The organism is Pseudoalteromonas sp. SG45-3, from assembly GCF_014164075.1.
Taxonomy (GTDB): Bacteria; Pseudomonadota; Gammaproteobacteria; order Enterobacterales; family Alteromonadaceae; genus Pseudoalteromonas; species Pseudoalteromonas distincta.
In genome coordinates, this window is sequence record NZ_JACJEN010000017.1 from 52,587 (window position 1) to 71,867 (window position 19,281).

At 36.8% G+C, this 19,281-nt stretch carries 13 protein-coding genes; 9 read left to right on the top strand and 4 right to left on the bottom strand.

From position 1 onward, the window contains the following. The first annotated feature begins 320 nt into the window (after window positions 1–320). The gene (locus tag H5126_RS16610) at window positions 321–1,109 is read left to right on the top strand and encodes a hypothetical protein (RefSeq protein ID WP_182720627.1); all 789 of its coding nucleotides are present in this window, start codon (window positions 321–323) and stop codon (window positions 1,107–1,109) included. Window positions 1,110–2,514: 1,405 nt separating this feature from the next. Here H5126_RS16610 and H5126_RS16615 read toward each other — a convergent pair. Then, window positions 2,515–2,724 (bottom strand): hypothetical protein, encoded by a 210-nt coding sequence (locus H5126_RS16615; protein WP_182720628.1) that lies wholly within the window; start codon window positions 2,722–2,724, stop codon window positions 2,515–2,517. 812 nt (window positions 2,725–3,536) lie between these two features. Here H5126_RS16615 and H5126_RS16620 point away from each other — a divergent pair. Further along, window positions 3,537–4,415, top strand: a complete 879-nt coding sequence (locus H5126_RS16620; RefSeq protein WP_182720629.1) for a hypothetical protein — start codon at window positions 3,537–3,539, stop codon at window positions 4,413–4,415. A 291-nt stretch (window positions 4,416–4,706) separates the two neighbouring features. Here the strand turns inward: H5126_RS16620 and H5126_RS16625 are convergent, their stop codons facing one another. Together H5126_RS16625 and H5126_RS16630 are read right to left on the bottom strand one after the other, a co-directional pair. Further along, the gene (locus H5126_RS16625; RefSeq protein WP_259413466.1) at window positions 4,707–5,174 is read right to left on the bottom strand and encodes a hypothetical protein; all 468 of its coding nucleotides are present in this window, start codon (window positions 5,172–5,174) and stop codon (window positions 4,707–4,709) included. 181 nt (window positions 5,175–5,355) lie between these two features. Further along, window positions 5,356–5,748: a hypothetical protein gene (locus tag H5126_RS16630; RefSeq protein ID WP_182720721.1), complete on the bottom strand. Its 393-nt coding sequence runs from the start codon at window positions 5,746–5,748 to the stop codon at window positions 5,356–5,358. Window positions 5,749–6,305: 557 nt separating this feature from the next. Between H5126_RS16630 and H5126_RS16635 the strand changes: the two genes are divergently transcribed. The 5 genes from H5126_RS16635 (at window position 6,306) to H5126_RS16655 (ending at window position 13,345) form a co-directional block, all read left to right on the top strand. Next, window positions 6,306–6,596 (top strand): helix-turn-helix transcriptional regulator, encoded by a 291-nt coding sequence (locus H5126_RS16635; RefSeq protein WP_090493474.1) that lies wholly within the window; start codon window positions 6,306–6,308, stop codon window positions 6,594–6,596. Next, window positions 6,586–7,878, top strand: a complete 1,293-nt coding sequence (locus H5126_RS16640; protein WP_182720720.1) for a type II toxin-antitoxin system HipA family toxin — start codon at window positions 6,586–6,588, stop codon at window positions 7,876–7,878. The genes H5126_RS16635 and H5126_RS16640 overlap by 11 nt, the downstream gene beginning before the upstream one ends. A 1,018-nt stretch (window positions 7,879–8,896) precedes the next feature. After that, window positions 8,897–9,424, top strand: a complete 528-nt coding sequence (locus H5126_RS16645; protein ID WP_182720719.1) for an RNA polymerase sigma factor — start codon at window positions 8,897–8,899, stop codon at window positions 9,422–9,424. A 63-nt stretch (window positions 9,425–9,487) separates the two neighbouring features. Next, window positions 9,488–10,465 carry a FecR family protein gene (locus H5126_RS16650; protein WP_182720718.1) on the top strand — a complete coding sequence of 326 codons (978 nt, stop codon included), beginning with the start codon at window positions 9,488–9,490 and terminating at the stop codon, window positions 10,463–10,465. Window positions 10,466–10,489: 24 nt separating this feature from the next. Next, window positions 10,490–13,345 carry a TonB-dependent receptor gene (locus tag H5126_RS16655; protein ID WP_182720717.1) on the top strand — a complete coding sequence of 952 codons (2,856 nt, stop codon included), beginning with the start codon at window positions 10,490–10,492 and terminating at the stop codon, window positions 13,343–13,345. Here H5126_RS16655 and H5126_RS16660 read toward each other — a convergent pair. Next, entirely contained in the window at window positions 13,342–15,129 is a 1,788-nt protein-coding gene (locus H5126_RS16660; protein ID WP_182720716.1) for a metallophosphoesterase, read from the bottom strand. The genes H5126_RS16655 and H5126_RS16660 overlap by 4 nt on opposite strands. A 180-nt stretch (window positions 15,130–15,309) precedes the next feature. Between H5126_RS16660 and H5126_RS16665 the strand changes: the two genes are divergently transcribed. Together H5126_RS16665 and H5126_RS16670 are read left to right on the top strand one after the other, a co-directional pair. After that, complete coding sequence (locus H5126_RS16665; RefSeq protein ID WP_182692789.1) at window positions 15,310–16,371, top strand: Ca2+-dependent phosphoinositide-specific phospholipase C; 1,062 nt, start codon at window positions 15,310–15,312, stop codon at window positions 16,369–16,371. Between the two features lie 21 nt (window positions 16,372–16,392). Next, window positions 16,393–19,116 (top strand): TonB-dependent receptor, encoded by a 2,724-nt coding sequence (locus H5126_RS16670; RefSeq protein ID WP_182720715.1) that lies wholly within the window; start codon window positions 16,393–16,395, stop codon window positions 19,114–19,116. Window positions 19,117–19,281: the final 165 nt, after the last annotated feature.

Genomic DNA, 19,281 nt, shown 5'->3' on the forward strand with positions numbered 1-19,281 from the left:
TAAATAATATAATTTACCCATAAAAAATAGCTACTTAACTTTATTTTTTGTATAAAGATTAATACAAATGGATTGGTATTTTATTGCAAGGTTTAACTGGCTTGATTTTATGCTAATACAGGCTTTTTATGCGTTTTAATAAAAGAGGTTGCGATCCTATTTAATTTATTTAATAATCTTTTCAGAGCTTTACTGATGAGCTCGTTTCGCCCACTTTAAGCGCAGTCCTGTCGGATAATCATACTCTCAAATAAAAATAGTTAAACATTTAACATGCGTAATGTTAGTGGGCGGACGTAAGCATATTTAAGGTTTACACTATGAATCAGTTAGAACAATACTTTCCTTCTGGCCTGTCTATTTCTCGCGCCAAAAAAGATGCAAAAAAACTAAAAAAAGCAAAGGCAATCCCTTTAAACCAAGCACTAGATGAAATTGCTCAAAGTGAAATGAATTTAACTTGGGAGCAAGCATTAAAGGCTTTGTCGTCCAACGATTATGGACAAAATGAGCCCCTGAACGAGGAAATGTTAACGTTGCCAGAAGCAGTATTAAGTGCAGAACAAACATCGTCTGAAGCAATGTCCGAAGAAAGTTGTGAACAGTCAGATGAACAAGATGAGTTATTAGATGAAGATGAAGATGAATATGATGATGAAGAGAAGGGGGAAGTAAATTTCACCCATACAATATATAACTCACAGCTAATAGCATTTGAAGAGATGGTAGACAAGAATAGTGGACAGGCAGATACATTTATATATCCTGCAAACGAAGTTTTCATTCAGGGTAATGGAAATGGTACTAAGCAGTGGCCGTCACCATTGGCTGCAACCGAAAGCAATGCAGACCTCTTCTGCGATATGCTTAATAAGTTCAGCCTACGTATTTTTGAGTATGACCTAATAGATACAATCTATGAAGACGAAATTGGTGAAACTTCTTATGAAATGTGGTACGAATCAAACTGTCCAATCTATGAATCTAGTGACTGTGAGCGCGAAATTACCGCAGACCCAGACTACATACATGTTAAATCACAGCGTTCACTATATTTCGTAATAAATATGGTTCGCTCCACCCTGATAAGCTGGGAATTAGAAATGTAGCTAGCGTAAATTTGCTGGCTTTACTTACTCTATATTTTAATAAAGTAAAGCCATATTAATCGTATTGCTGATATCTGGGAGCGAAATGCTCCCTTTATATAAAAACACTTAAAAAAACAAAAACACAGTGTAATTTTGCTTTTAATGTCAACAAAACGATTGGGCTAAATTTAAACCTTGCCATTAAAAACACCTATCTACTTCGAAATTGCCATTAAAAACCTGCAAATATTGCCGTTCATGTTATTTTTTAAATTAAAAACAACTAAACGCTTGCATTATAAAACAGGAGCATTTAAAGTTCGAAACATAGGAGGGTAGCAATGCTATTCCTCTGCAGTCTCCTCAGTAAATGGAGATAAATAAAAATATACAATTAGTTTATAAAAAATTAGTTAGCCTGTTGTGCTACTAAGTTGTGTTCCCCGCTTTGGCGGGGGTGAACGGCAAGACGCTGTAGCAAAAAAAATTTAGTTAGACAGTCGTGCTGCTAAATTGGTTTCCCCGCTTTAGCGGGGGTGAGCGACAAAACACTGTAGTAAAGAAAATTTAGTTAGACAGTCGTGCTGCTAAATTGGTTTCCCCGCTTTAGCGGGGGTGAGCGACAAAACACTGTAGTAAAGAAAATTTAGTCAGACAGTCGTGCTGCTAAATTGGTTTCCCCGCTTTTGCGGGGGTGAGCGACAAAACACTGTAGTAAAGAAAATTTAGTCAGACAGTCGTGCTGCTAAATTGGTTTCCCCGCTTTTGCGGGGGTGAGCGACAAAACACTGTAGTAAAAAAAATTTAGTCAGACAGTCGTGCTGCTAAATTGGTTTCCCCGCTTTTGCGGGGGTGAGCGACAAAACACTGTAGTAAAAAAAATTTAGTTAGCAATTGTAACTACTAATTTTTACCCTCCGCGTAAGCAGAGGTATATGAAAACTAATCTGTATATTCCTTGTGGTTGGTAGGTATGTATTTTTACATATCTATCGACTCATTGAACCATCTACCTCTAAGTTACTTCCTCCTATTCAGTCGTATTTAATAGTTTTAAAAACTCATTTTTATATACACCTTAATCTTTTTTATCTGGTGATAGTCTAATTAATGCTTTCAACAAAAAAGCGCCCTGATTACTCAGAGCGCTTTGCGTTTAGGACAAATAAACAAGAGGGTTATACAAATTTAAATAACAAATATCTGAGCGCTACCTTCATACTACGTTTATCACTCTGGCAATCTTTTTCATAATTAATAATGCCGATAATCATTTTAGTGCAAAACAAACTCAAAGCTATAAACCAGGCAAAATTTTGAGTTAGTTGGTACTGTAAAAACAGTATAGCTGAGCCACTAAATGCGATAATCGAATAGACAGCTTCTATTCGATACCGACTAATTGCTTTCAATATTTTGGGCATTAAAAACCATCATCAAACGAGTCAAAAGCATCAAAACAATCGTGCTCTATAGAGTCTCCTATCGACTCTTCAATTTCATAAACGGTCATTACTCGATTAGATTGGCCCACTACATTGCCGCCAACATCTACAATATTAGCGCTCGCATTTGTGATAGGTAATCCTGTTGTTGGATTAATAGCAATATCATTAGCGTCATTATTTTTCATTTTTTAAACCTTCTTAATTATTAATTTATGCTTTCAAATTTAATGATTTCGTGATAAAAAACAAACTTGTTTGACTGCGCAGCTCAGCAACAAACAGTTTGAATTAAGCAATTAGCCCTTCCCTTACTCCACCTAATTTTATTAAGTAAAAACCTTTTATTCTTTTCTAAAAAATTCATTAATAAGTTTAATTTGGAGGCGGCTTTTGTCTGCAAGACAGGTTTTTTAAAACGCATTTTTCGGCACGACAAACTGCAAAAATAGCGCCTCAGAATGAGGCCAACAAGCGCGTAATGTGGCGTAGGCGAAGCCGTAGACACATGGAGACAGCGCGAATGTACAGGCTGGTCTGTACTAACCGCGATAATGTTTCGCATCAGCGAAATTCGATATTAATTTGGCACAAATTGATATCGAACCATCTATTTTCGTCAGAAAATAAAAGCGAAGAAAAATGCGGATAATGGGGCACCCATCGCATTGTCTGAAGCGGCAGTATGGCGGTTAGTACGGAGCGTAGCTCGTACATTCGCGCTGGGTCTACAACGCTAGCGCGATAGCGCGTCGAGTCAGCTCGTTGCGGAGCAACACCAGAGCTGGCGGGCGTTTTAGTACCTATGGTTAAACAACGAAGTTGAGAGACCATCCGCTGAAAGCGGCTTTTGTTGCGATAATTATCGCGACAATGATTCCGTGCATGCTGTCAGAGCATCTCGGAATGAAAAACGGCAATGTAATTATAAAATGATGATAATTTTTGTGTTGCGGTGCTAGTTAATTTTACTAATTAACTCATCAAAAGGACTTTTGAATTGACTCAGAAACCATCAAAAGATTTAGAAACGAACAACCTACTTCTCACTCACTACCCTCGCTATTTTGATATTGATATGCGGTATTATCCAGGCGCAAACAATCATCAAAAAGGGGTTAACCGAACTAGGTTGACCGTATTAATCGCGATTCGATTTTCCATTATTACCCCAGGCATTGTTCGTTGGTTATATTGCATCAACCATCGGTTAGCACTAGAGCATTTAAACCGGCTAGAAAACGATGGGCTATTGCGAGTGGTAAAAACACACCGAAGCCCAGACGGTCGAGTCTATGTACCTACCTACACTGCAGCCAAATTTGCAGAGGAGTTAATGGGCATCGATATACATTTTAGAGCGAATAGAAACCCTGCTCTGCAGTTCAATCAAAACAATGTAATGCATAACCTGATTAATGCATTTGTCATGCTGCGCGGTATACATAATTATCACAGTGATGAAACGTACGCCCCAATGTGGAATGGGTTTATTACCGAGCCTGAATTTAAACGTATCAATAACCTATCTGATACACGAACTGTGGATGGCGCTGTGCTACTTCCTAATGGCTCAATAGCCGCTATTGAGGTGGAACACTCTTTTAAAAATAAAACGGCACGACAGGTCATTTTACTAAAATATTTGGCCTCGTTAAGAAATAGCGATTACAGTAAGATTTTTTTATTCTCTCAATCGGTCAAAATTTTTGATGACATTAAACGACTCCACGAACAACTATTTGAGGAAATGCCGCAACGTTTTGACAAGAAGACACGAGCACCACTTCTCAGTGAGAGCGATGCTGAGCTGCTTCATTCGTCTATTATTTTCCGTACTAAATTATGTGAAGAAATTAATGAAATGTTTTATCAATAAGCGATAGATAAGCAAAGGGGGAATGGATAGTAATCCATTCCCCCTTTGCTTTTGGCCTATTTAAAGCCTTGCCAACATTATTATTAAAAACACGCTTTTGTGAAGTAATAACAAGGCGCTATATTTGCATCACGCCTTCCCCTAGAGGTGTAATCTCTATTAATGAGATTGAGCTGCTTAAACTAGGTTTCAGCTTAAGCAGTGAGCCTGCAAATAATGACTCATGGCATATTTTAGGGGTAATGATTAGGCAGTTATTTTATTATCAAAATAACTTATATTTGTCCTTTATTATTTATTTAGAAGACTGTTTATTGAATCTTGGATATTACGATCAATACGATCTTGTTCAAACTCTCCAACAAATTCATTTTCAATATCATTTTTATAGTCGTCTTCAAATTCATCCTCGAACTTGCTATCAAAAACTGAATCAAAGCGCTCTTCTGGCGCATCACTAAAGGCTTGCTCTGGCTCTTCATAAAACTCGTCATCATAATCAGGATATTCTGGTACGGGTTGGTGTACATCGTTTATTAAACAAATCATTAGTTTATATATCAGAACTTTTACGCCACGATAATTAAGGTGTTTTTTATTAAAGACTTGAGGCTCTACAATTGCCCAAAAGCCTTTAAAGTTTGGATTATCTGCGCTTAGCATGAGTTTGTTTATTTTATGATCGTTATCCCTAACAACCGTTTTTACATCTTCTAACAGGGTGATAATGTCTAGAGTAGAGGTATATCTGCAAGTCATATAATTTCCTTATTTTAAATTAACTTAATAATTATTTACTTCTCTTATTTTGAGGCTATTTATAAATAGGCACTCTCAGGGAGAAATAATGACTTTTTTTGTGAGTTTAAATTATTTATTTAAAACACAATTGGATCAGAATCTTTAAAACTAAAAAGCGAGCCTAAAGGCTCGCCAGAGTTTATGAGCTTTCTATTAACCGTAACCAACTGTCTTCTGCAGCTGCAAAATATACGTTGGGTTTTAGCATAAATAGCTGCTCAAATTCTGCACTAAACAAGCTGCAAAAGTTTGTTATGTCTTCAATATGTATGAGTAAAAAAGCATACATCTCAATACCTTCCAAATACCTCTCCGAGAACTCAGGATTAGCAGCTAGTAACTGTTGAGAAATACTAATACCCAGCACACACCCCACGCTATCTCGGTGTAAATAAACGTAATTGGTGAAGCCCAGTTCAAGTTCTTGCTTATCAACAACATCAGCTAATAGTAAAATGGTGGAAGCATCCTCCCAGGGGGATTTACTAGCGCGTACATATTGGCGTATAAACGGTGACTTTTGATCTTTCATGATTTTTCCTAATTATTTGTCCTAAAACTAACTAGGCATAAGTGAGGAGAAAAATTGAAAGGTAATATACAAACGACGTAAATTTGCAAAACACCTCAAAAACATTAAGGTTAAGATATTGTTTCAAATATTGAGAATTTAAAATGAGTGATTTTATATGGCTATTACCAGCTGCTGTGTTGACGATAATTCTAATTAAGCTTGTTAAACAAGCTAAGAAAGTAGATTAAGTAAAAAACTTAACTTTTTTGATATAGCCGACGGTAGTTAAAGTGACCAACAAGTCACTTTAAGGCCTTAAATGCGGCTTAATGTTCCCTAAAAGGCACTTTATTGTGAAAAGTGAAAAACACAAAAATGCGTTTTAATTTTTTACGCTTCTAATTTGATTTACACTCTATTGTATAAGGAACCTGAACAAAATTAGCCAGTATCTACTTTGCTTGGCATTAACACGTATCAAACGCTTTACTCGCAACAAAATAGACACTATAGTATCCATTAACCCTATTTAAAATCCACTTTAGATACACACATGTCTTTTTTGAGGTTCTATTATTAATTATTTATTATTAAGCGAAGGTGATGTGCAGCTAGCTTTTGCTGAGCATCTAAAAGAACGCCGCAAAAAAGCAAAGATGTCACGTGAGGCGTTAGCTAAAAAAAGTACGGTACCTGCTTCTACAATAAAAAAGTTTGAGGTTACAGGACTTATTTCATTCAGGCAGCTATTACTTTTGTGGCAATCTCTCGACGATTTGACTCGTTTATATGAATTAACAAAAGCGCCAACTCAAGGTAAGAATGCGCCAACGTCAATTGCTCAGGTATTAAACAATGGCCTTTAAACCCATAGAAAAGCTAGAAGTAAAACGTACACTGTCAGACTCAACAGAGTTAATGGTTGGTGTACTTGCTCAAAATAGACAAGGTGTTTACTTTCAATTCGATCAAGGCTATATAGACACATATGGTAATCTTTCGCCATTTTCACTCGCCTTCAATAGAGATGTTCAGTTAGCACCCAAAAGCCCACATAATGGATTGCATGGGGTCTTTTCTGATTGTTTACCTGATGGGTGGGGGCTATTACTACAGGACCGTGTATTCAGACAAAATAATATAATGCCTAACTTTGTTACAGCAATGGACCGCTTATCTTTTGTTGGCCATTCGGCTATGGGAGCATTATCGTTTACACCTGAAACTCATTATGATGGCACAAATGACGATGAAGCTGGTCTTGCTACATTAGGCCAACAAGCCCAAGCAATATTTGACGGACAAACAGAAGAAGTACTTTCTGCGTTAGTGGCTGCTGGTAGCTCCGGCGGTGCACGCCCAAAAGCCCAAATTTATTTTTCTGACAATAATATACAAGAATGTAGAACAAAACCTAAAACAGGTGATGATGCTTGGTTAATAAAATTCACATCCAAAAACCTCGCTTTAGGACATGAGGAAGGGTTATGTGAAGCTGTGTATTTGGATTTAGCTGAACAAGCGGGATTAAACCCTCCTCAGAGATTACTGGTACCCGCCCCAGAAGGGACCGGTGCAAAGCAATGGCTTGCCCTAAAACGATTCGATAGGTTTAAATTAATGGGTAATAAAATGGGCTGCAAACATATGCATAGTGCATGTGGCTTGCTTGATGCTGATTTTCGCACACCTACATTAGATTATGAAGATTTAATTAAAGCGAGCCGTGTTTTATGCAAATCACCTGCTGCAGGGCAATTACAATTTCGTCGGGCTATGTTTAATTTATTTAGCTGTAACCAAGACGACCACAGTAAAAACTGGGCTTTTTTACAAGAAGATTCTGGTGAGTGGGATTTAGCGCCTTTTTATGATGTCACTTTTAGTCCTCACCCTTTTAATGAGCATGCTACTTCGTTTGCTGGATTTGGAAAAAAACCGCCACTAAAAGCGATTCAAAAGCTAGCTTCTGCTGCTGGTTACGCAAATTGGAAGCAGGTACAAGTTATCATATCTGAAATAGCAGAGATTATTTTAAACTTTAAAAACACAGCAAAAGCGCTCGACGTAAATAAGCAAACGATTAGTTTAATAGAGCAACAGCTTGATAATACGTACGCCATAAATAAGCATTTAATAGGCAGTTAATTGTATTAAGCTAATAGTATTGATTTATTTATAACTCTAAAAAGGCAGCGGCAACTTTATTTCTAATTGACATTTCTAATGCCTATTTCAATGACCCTAGCAAACATGACTTCAAACTACGTTTAATTCATTTAGCTGATCAGATTGAGTTACGTTATCTACCAGTACTCTTACTTACTTGGAATCTTATTTAAGCGTTATTAGATTTAAATAATATCGATTCAAAAATTATGGTAGTTTGTGTTTTTAATTTTTTAGTTAATACAATTTGCCTTTTAAGGCTGTTTTTAAGATACTAACTAAGTGCTAACGAGTTACGTAAAATCGTAGCACAATCCATAGCACGACAAAGTAACAAGTTGTTTTTAAAGACTTTAATTGAAAACCTTATAACTATCGCAGTTAATGCATTTGTTATTTATGAGTAAAGCCATTTCCTAGCCCTTTCAATTAAAATCATTATAAAACAAAAAGATAAGTAAAAATAAAGGTGTATAAAGGCTGATTTTTGTGCAGCTCTAGTTTAATAAAAAACCGCTATTTTTCAATAAATCGTAACTCACCATTTTATTTTTAGGTGTAAATTTCAGCCATAAATTATGCCTATTTTTCTCTGTTGCTTTGTTGATCCTAATCAATAAAAATAGCTGCACTTTTACTAAGTTTGATACTATAATTTTAACTTTTCTATGTCATTTTTTAAGCTAATATAAAACTAGCTGATCTGCCGAAAAGCGCTTAAGCCCTCTAGTCATACGCTAATCTCGCCAAAAGAACATTCAAATAAGTGATAACAAGGGAATATAGTACCTCCAAAAATTTAGTCTTTCTCAAAGCGTTATTTGCTCAAATACTCTATGCCTAAAATTAAACCCTATTTAAAGCGTTAAGATGCTCTAAATGATAATTTATTCTTCGTATCATTACTTTAATTTACTTAATCGCCCAACCGTACCTGTAATCAATTGGTCATATTATTCACTTAGTATTTATTTAAAATAAAATTCTAGACTGAGTAATGAAGACTTTTAAAAGCCCCCTGCCATCGAATTTAAATATTTCTTCTGAACAAAGCGATGTAAAAAACGTTATCAGCCATATTCGTAAGTTTGTTAGTCGTCGAACAAATAATACCGATGACGTAGACGACCTAGTCCAAGAAGCTTTGCTGAGAACTTTAAATAGAAATGACACATTAGAAATTGAAAACTTTCAGGCGTACATAAATCAAGTCGCAAAGTCTGTTATGTATAGTGATTGGCAAAAAAATAAAAGCCAACCAAATAATGCAGAAGATATTGAGCTTTTTACAGATGATAATAGCGATCCAGAGGCGCAGTCTATTACAGAGCAAAAGCTCGAGCTTGTTAAAAGTGCGTTGGAAGAGTTGCCACCTTTAAGAAGAAAAGTATTTAAGCTTCGACGTATTAACGGATTAAGTCGCGAAGAAATTAGTCTGCAGTTAAATATGAGCCAAGAATCTGTAAAAAAACATATTACGCGCGCAATGATACAAATAACGCTTCACATAGAAAAAAATCAATAAAAATGTCCCCTTTATTACACTTTTACGCTCTTTATATTTAATCAACGCAGGTTAGGTTTTTTAATGAACGAACAACGCTTAGAACAGGCAGCAGATTGGGTAGATCGGATTAATGATTTAAATGATCATGACCGTAAAGAACTATCGCTTTGGTTAAAATGCACAGAAAATAAGGCTGCATTTGAGAAAATAGCCAATGTATTTGGCGATCCTGCTGTTAAACAGGCTCTACACATTTACACTAAACAATATAGTTTACCGACTCCAATAATTACGCCTAATGCTAAACGTTCTAGGGCTTTCCCTATGCTCGCCTTAGCAGCTAGTTTTAGCGCTATTGCTTTTGCAGTGTACTGGCTTTCTATATCTCAACAAGCGTTTACACCAACACCTATTGCAAAAACAGCAGTTGAAACTAACCTACCTCAGCTTTTAGAAGCACGTTTAGGCAAACGTGTATCTAAGTTATTAGATGACGGTTCATATTTACACTTAAATGCAGATAGTGAGTTGACTGCGCACTTACTACCACACTCTAGGCAAATCGAATTAAAAAAAGGACAGGTTTTTTTTGATGTAGCCAAAGATAAAACACGGCCATTTATAATAAATTCCGGACAAGCAAGCATTAAAGTACTAGGTACTTCTTTTGATGTAGAGCGCAATAAGGATGAAGTAGTGGTAACAGTGTACGAAGGCAGGGTAGAAGTCTCGGCCTTAGATAAAGTGATATTAACTCCCTCTCAACAAGCTGTTATAAAAAATGGACATATAGCTGTAGATTATAGCCAGCAGTTGGCACAACTCCCTGCTTGGCGAATGGGTTGGATTGATGCAAAAAAAGAACCTCTAACCACTGTTATCAAGCAATTGCAGCGTTATAGCCCTATGGTAATTAAAGTAGATAACGCACTCAATAATACTTTAATTAGCGGACGATTTAATCTCGAAACGCCGCAACAAAGCCTTATGCTGATAGCATCTACTTACAACTGGAATGTAGAAAAAAAGAGCAACGAACTTCATTTAACGCGACCTTAAATGAAGTATGTTGATTAAACTCTTATGCTAAAACAGGTGTGTACATTAAATAAACGTATTTTAGTGTACTTTTTTATTGCTGTTAGTTGCTTAACAGCAATGCCAAGTGCCGCAAAAAACATACATACGTTTGTTTATATACCTGCCGGTTCTCTCAGTGACAGCTTAAGAGAAGTAGCAAATGCGTATGCAGTCTCTTTTAGTAGTAACCCTTCACTTATCGACGACAAAACTACATCCACCTTAATTGGCGATCGTACACTTGCTCAAGCATTGGATTATTTGTTAGAAGACAGTGAATTAACATATAAAATTCAAAACGATGGTTTTGTTATTTTTCCAAAAAAAGTAGTAAACGATAACGAAACACTTGAAGAAATAACAGTAAAGGGTATCCGCTATTCGTTGGCTCGCTCACGAAACTTAAAACACAATAATAAAACGATTAGCGAAGCAATTTCAGCACAAGATATTACCGATATACCAAATACTAACTTGGCTGAAGCCTTACAGTATATTCCGGGTGTAGCCATTACTCGCGAAGCTGGCGAAGGACGCCAAGTATCAATACGTGGCAGTTATCCTGATTTTAGTTTGGTAACACTCAACGGTATGCCTGTATTGGCAAATAATGATTCACCAATGGATAGTCGAGTGCAAAAACAGCGCGATCGTTCTTTCGACTTCAATATTTTACCTGCCGAACTATTTAAACAAATTCATGTAATTAAAGCCTATTCTGCCGACAAAATAGCAGGTGGAATATCTGGCACTATGGCACTGCAAACTATAAACCCCTTAGATAATGAAGGATTTAAATTTATTATTACACCAGAAGTCGGCTACAACGACTATGTGGGTACAGGCGCAAAACGCTATTCAAGCTTAATTTCTAACACGTGGAATAATTGGGGGATACTTGCAAGCGTTGCATACACAACCAGAAAGTCGTTAGAGCAAGGCGCTAATACATTTCGTTGGCGTAATATCGCAATAAAAGGCGCTGATCTCTCGGCGTTAACTCAATTACAAGCTCAGCATTTAACTCAAGGCGATTATATAATCCCTCGCGGTAATCGCTACTCGGTATGGCAAGCAACCCAGCAGCGATTTGGGGCAAACCTATCTGTGGAATATAAAAACGAAACCACGCATTTTGATTTTGATATGCTCTCAGGTTTTTTAAAAGGAGAGCGGCATGAATATCATTTATACCCAAGGGGGGATCAGTCTACGCCTATAATTAAAGGGCTAACAACAGTGACAGACATTCAAGCTAATGAAAATAATGAGCTTGTGTATGCACGTTATGAAAATGCACGAGTGGCAACCGAAAGCCGAACTCAAAAAATAAAAACGGCATATCAGCAAGGCGTGCTCTCGCTTACACAACAAGTAGATCAAAATTGGAAAATAAACGCCATATTAGGAAACGAGCGCTCAAAGTATGACATTCCTTACAGCAATAAAATTTATACCCAAGGTATAAGTGATGTTACAATTGATTATCGTAAAACGCCATTTTATGCAGATATTAAGTACAGCGAAAACTTGAAAAATCCGACTATGTGGCAAATGCATCATGGTGATATAGAGCAATACAATTCAAATAGTGAGTACACCTTCGCAAAATTAGATTTTCAATATGACGTTAATAGTTTAATAACTCTTCAATTTGGGGCTGACTGGACTCTGTTTGAAAATAAAATGAATAACGCACAGCAAAACGATATTTTTTTTAATGAAATATCCGATACACCACAACAATTAATTGACCTTCCTGCATCGTATGTTTCATCGCAAAATGCACATAAAAAACAGCAGTGGTTAAAAATAAACACTAATGAGGCACTTAAGCTTTATGGCATTGACCCATTTAATGTACAAGCCAATAATTTTTTAATCACGACTAAAGCTGAACATATAAAGGAATATAGCAGAGGTGCTTATACTCTATTAAGTACAGAGCAAGAAAAATGGGAGGCTCATATAGGTGTACGTTACCAATCAGAATCTATAACATCTTACACTCAAGCGCCTTACTCTCCGATTTTGTATAGTCTATGGCTTCCAACTTTTAATGGGTCATATTTTATTAACGATAATTGGCGATTTCGTGCAGGACTTTCTAAAAACTATTCAAAACCATTACTAAATTCACTCAATTTTGATGGCTCAAACGATACCCCCAATAGTACAAAATACATATTTAACTCAAATCTAAAACCTTACTTATCTTATAATAGCGATATTTCCTTAGAGGCTGATTTTAGTAGTCGAAGTTCGTTTAACATATCACTTTTTTATAAAGATCTAGAGGATTACATAGTCACAACACAAGCGCCTTTATTTGAAGATTCGCCGCCTACAACCTCCGATAGTCAATTACTTTGGTTAAGTAATGCAGAAACGGCCTATCAGTGGGGAGCCGAGGTAAGTTTAAACTACTTAATACATAATTCTGATTGGGGCATTAATATACAAGCGGCTTATAATAAAGGTAAAGTCACCTATTATGACTCAAATAGTGGCACTGCTTTATTTAAAAAAAACCTGCCTTTTTTATCTAAAATTACCGCATCAAGTATGATTTTTTACGACCACCCTAAATTCAATTTTAAACTCGGCGCTATTTTTAGAGATAAATATTTAGTGCGTGCTGGCAGCCTTTTACTCGATGAAAACGAAACCGGATTTATGCCGACCACATATTGGGATGCAAGTGTAAATTATTATTTTTCTAGTTATTGGAAACTTAAATTTAGCGCATTTAATCTCAGTAATGAACAAGAGCGACAATACAGTAATTCAACCCTCAGAGCTTACAACTCAACCACAAGTGGACGTACCTTTTACTTAGGGTTGAGTTATCAGTATTAAATGATTTTTCCTGTTTTTAAATCAACGCGGAAATTCTCCCCCTGGGTATGTTGACTAAATTTTGCCATTACTTTTATTAACAGGGCTAAGTATTGCTGTATTTGCGTATCTGTTTTACATGTCGATTGTGCTAAAAAAGTATTTAGTTGTTGATAAGTAATACGTTTTTTAGCTGTTATATCTGCTGTTACATCACCATTTCTTAATAAATAAAAATCTTGAAGCCATTCTTTTGTCGATACAGCTTCAAGCTGAGAGAGTAAATTAGGCGGTGCTTCATTTAAACATTGCATATTTGTAAACCAATCGGCTAAATGATGATTGTCATTTAACCATGCCACTAAATTTTTAGGCCAATCGCGTTTTAAAAAACGCTGTTTAATCAGCCCAAATAAATGTTGCTTGGTAAAATCACCATAACTCTTTGAGTTCAAAATAGTGCGGTCAAAATTACTAAGATTATGCAGGTTACGGTATTGCCATTCCTTTTCATATAAACTAAATAAATCATTAAAACCCGGTACATCGTCTAATGTATGAGTACTAATAAGCGCGGTTTGCTTAGCTAAATTTAGCTCTACAACTTTATAGGCCGCTTTGTAAGCCGCTAAACTTGGCACTTGCACATTAACTAACTGGGAGTGCTGATTACTGGTTATCAGCGCCGTATCATTTAAATGCATATGCCCTGCAAAATGGAGCGTTAACCCTGTATCTGCCAGTATTTTTGCTGTACGTGGTGTTGGCACTCTTGGTAGAGAAAAATGACCACGGCTAAACACTTTATGTAATTCGTCATTTGCATTGTCGTAAAACTCCCCCATTGGAAAGTGACTAAATGCAACCAGTGTTTTATTTTGCGTTTTGGCTCTTTTTACAACCGTTTTTATCCACTTTAACAATAGAGGCTTTGCATCAATTAAAGCATTATAGCCAGCACCAGACGACCCTTTAAAAGTGAGCGGTGAGTTTTGCCATTGCGGTGCATAAACATTGGCATCAATTGCCATTAACCAAACCCCTTTTATAGGCTCAACTAAATAACTCGCATCGGGCATGGTGATACAGTGTTTTTTGTTATTGGGGTTACACCATATAAACTCTCGGTTTTTATAAGGTGTTTCATATAGCACGTCACTTTTATGTTTGCTAAATCCAAAGTCATTGAGTGTGCTTAGTATTTCAGCGTATCCCCAGTTTTTTAAACCATCATCACATACAGACTGCTTAGCCATACACTTTTCATGTTGATAACTATAAACACCAAACTCTTTACCTTGCGCCATTAAAAAGTCAGCTTTACCTGCCGGTGTTGTATATGGTTTTACGGGATCGTGATTACCCGGTATGGCAAAGAAACGCATTCCATATTTCTTTTCATAATGACCTAAAATACGCGCCAGTGCCCGCACATTAATAGGTTGACCATCATCAGTAAAATCGCCAGGTAAGGCGACTAGTTTTATTTTTTTTTCGGCTAATTCATCTAATACATGTAAAAAAACAAAATAATTTTCATTAAAAAGACGTGTTGAATGAAGCTGGGCAAGCATACTACGCACTAGTAATGGTTGCTTTGAGGTAACATCCTTTGGTAGTTCTATATTATCTACGTCATGTAAATTAGCAAAAATATCATGTAGATGAATATCAGCTAAAAATGCCACTTTAACCGTCTCCATCTGCGACGCACTTTTAACCTCAAAGTACTCAATAGCACTTACTTTGCATGTAATACATAACCCAATCCATAGTGCTAACCATAGTACTTTGACTCTAATCATGATGGCTTTATCCCGTTTTTATTTCACTCATTATTTAGAGCGAGGTAATGGATAAAAGGGGACATAAAATTTTATAAACATGCTTTTCTATTATGAAACTTTTATTAAATGCATATTTTTGTGTCCCCTAATTTATAAATGCTCGCTCTTAGATAGCAAACTCAACAATTGAGACGTGCTATGCCATTTTTTATTTTTATTTTTTTTGCAGGTTATGTAAGCAGTGTTAGCGCTAAGCCATTAAACACCCTGCAAATGATTGGCTCACATAACAGCTATAAAAAAACATTAAACGTAAGCGTTAAACATAAATTAAATGATTTAAGCCCCAAGCTAATGGCCCGTATTGATTACGGTCATTCATCTATTATTAAACAGTTAAATAGCGGTGTTCGCCATTTAGAAATTGACGTTTTAAAAGACCCTAATGGGGGTTTATACATAAAACCTTGGGCTAATACTTTTGCAACAACGCCTTTGTTTAATGAGTTAGAAAAAAAGCAATTAGCTACTCCTGGATTTAAAGTAATGCACATTCCCGACATTGATGTGCAAAGCCATTGTGTGTTGTTTAGTGGCTGTTTGAATACATTGAAAGCATGGTCAGAGGCAAATCCGCAGCACTTTCCAATTGTTGTAATGCTCAATGTAAAAGAAACACGATCTGATTTAGTTCTGGGGAATAATCCACTTAAATTTACACCGAAAGATTATTATTTACTCGATGAAGTAATTCAAAAATCGTTACCTAACTTATTATTCACGCCAGATGATTTACGCAAAACGCCATTATCTTTAAACCAAACAGTCGTTAAGTTTGGGTGGCCAAGTACACGTGCCTTAGCAGGTAAGTTCATATTCTTATTTGATGGCAATACACAACAATCCGCACTTTATAAACAAAATAGGCCTTCGTTAAAAGGGGCTAGCATGTTTGCCCATTATGATGAAAACCACCCCGAAGCTGCTTTTATGATTGTGAACAACCCTATACGCGACTTTTATAAAATTCAGCAACTTGTATTAAAAGGCTTCATGGTGCGTACCCGCGCAGATGCAAATTTAAGTGCCACTAATTCGCAACGAACAATGCAGTTTAATGCTGCAAAAAATAGCGGCGCACAAGTAATTTCAACCGATTTTATACCCGGCTCGCCACAGCAGGCGCGCTTTAACTATGTGGTGCAATTTGACGGAGGTCATTTAGTGCGCACAAACCCTTTTATTAATAATCAACTTTAAATTAAAAACCAAGGAAGCATCATGTTGAACAAACCATCTCGTACGCTTTTAGCAACGGCTATAATGAGTTCATTAGGCGCGTCTAATTATGTGTATGCAGAACAATCTGCGCAAACAGAAGTGGAAGAAATTGTTGTACAGGGTTATCGCAACAGTTTGTTAAAAGCAAAAGATTTAAAACGAAATGCTGTGGGCGCACAAGATTCTATTGTGGCTGAAGATATTGCAGATTTTCCCGATCTAAATCTAGCAGACTCACTACAACGTGTACCTGGCATTGCCATAACTCGAGAGGGCGGCGAAGGCCGACAAATTTCGTTACGAGGCTTGGGTCCAAACTTTACACAAGTACAACTCAACGGTATGGAAGCTTTAGGTACATCGTCTTCAGCAATGGATAGCCGAGGTTCCGTAAGTCGCTCTCGCGCTTTTGATTTTAATATATTTGCGTCTGAGTTATTTCAGCGCGTTGATGTGAAAAAATCCTTCTCAGCCGAAATGGATGAAGGTGGTATAGGTGGAACTGTTGGACTTCATACAGCAAAACCATTTGATTTTGATGGTTTTAATACTGCAATATCAGGTCAACTTGGCGACAACTCACAAACCGATGATGTTAGTCCACGTTTTGCAGCTCTGATCTCAGATACTTGGGATGATAAATTTGGCGCATTATTTTCAATTGCATACAGCAAACGTGATGTAAATGAGCAAGGTTACAATACGTATCGCTGGCGCAAAAAAAATGCTTCAGGCTCTGATATCTCAAATCTTTCAGGTGAACTACAAGACAAAATAAATAACGAAGAAGTGAGCTTTTCACGCGGTAGTCGCTATTCGTTATTTGAGAATGATCAAGAACGCTTAGGGACAACACTTGCCCTGCAGTATCGCCCGAGTAATAACCTTGAATTCGGTTTTGACGCTCTATATGGTGAACTGAATAATGACCGCAGTGAATACCACTTACAAAACAGAGGTTCTAGCTCAACAGCTATTGGTTGTACTGGACCAGCTTATAACAACGAGCAAATATGCTCAAAGCTCACAACTCTTGAAATAAATGAAAATAACGACGCTATTTATTCAGTATACGAAGATGCCGCAATACACTCAGAAAGCCGCAGCCAATATGCAGACACTAAAATAAGTCAGTTTGTATTAAATAGCGATTGGCAAATTACAGAAGATTTAAATATGACCGCCTTAGTAGGGCGTTCAGAAACCAAGTTCAATACAGGCAGTGTTAAAGTTTACCTAGAAACATTTGGCGATGAAACTATTGATTATCGCAAGGATGCTTATTATGGGGAAAATACATACGGGTTTGATCCTACTGACAGTAGTTTATTCCGCTATCACGAAATTGATATATCTAAAGAAGAAATCACCAATACATTTGACTCTATAAAATTAGATTTTAATTACACGCTTAACAATACTTCAAATATAAAATTCGGTGTATCTAATAAAAAGTTTGAAAGTGAAAACGGTGAAACTAAATCTGATAACGTTAACCGCAGCGATTGGGAAAATGGCGTACTGGATGACACGGTAGATCCAAGCCTGACATTTACAAATACCGCGCACAATAAACAGCAATGGGTAAGTGTCGATGTACTAGGCACCCTAGCAAGTATGAATATCGATCCTAATTTAGATAATCCTGATTTTACCGATAACGTACAAGAAAAAACCTTTGGGGCTTATTTGCAATACGAAGCTGAATGGGAATTGGGCTCAGGTTATTTAATGGGTAATGCGGGCGTGCGTCATTACGATACGACTACCAATGCTATAGGGTTAATAAATGGAGAAGTAGTTGACGTTGAAAATACCTATTCAGGGTTACTACCCGCTATAAATTTAGTGTGGGATAGTAATAGCAGTTTAGTGCTACGTGCAAGCTATGGCGAAAATCTCACCCGCCCTTCGCTCGGTGCATTAGTGCCAACAGGTGTTGTACAAAATGATGCCACATCAACCAATGGCCTTAGTATCAGTTCAGGAAACCCAAACCTTAAACCTTACGAATCTGTTAACTTCGACTTTTCAGTCGAGTACTATTTTGAAAACATTGGGTATGCGGCCGTAAGTTACTTCCATAAGTCTATCGATAACTTCATTATCACCGAAACATATGATATCCCGTACAGTCAAACCGGATATCCTCTTAGCTTTTTAGGCGACGTAGACGAAAACGGTAATCCGCAAACAGCAAATACTGTTTTCACCGTTATTCAACCACAAAACTTAGATGAAAGTGATATTAGTGGCTGGGAGCTCGCCTTTCAACGAGATCTCGACTTTTTGCCAGCTCCGTTTAATAACTTAGGTGTTATTGCTAATTATACATTTGCTGATGGTGAAGCGCTGTACCGTAACGTAGGTAATTCGGGTATTGATCAATATAAATCATTCCCAGGACTTTCAGAACACTCTGGTAACTTTACAGTATATTACGATTCTGATTCATGGGGCGCACGCGTTGCAGCAGCTTATAGAAGTGACTATATTGCATCGGTACAAGCCGGTAACGGCGACGAAGACGAAAATGGTTTTCATGCCAGTACATACATAGATGCATCAGCATTTTATCAGGTTAATGAAAAGCTAAAGCTCACTATAGAAGCCAGTAATTTAACTAATGAACGAGAAGAGCAGTATTCAGACTCCAATGATCGTTTATACAATACGACGGTTAATGGCCGTACTGTTTATTTAGGTGCCAGTTATCGTTTCTAAATTATAAAAATGAGGCTCTACTTTTGTGTAGAGCCTTTTATTATTCTTTAGGTATTCACCTAAAAAGACGACTTATTAATTCACTTAATTAAGCGAATTTATATAAAGCACTCGATGTAAATCACTATTTTAAGTCTATTTTCAATCGCTTTAGCAAATATGACT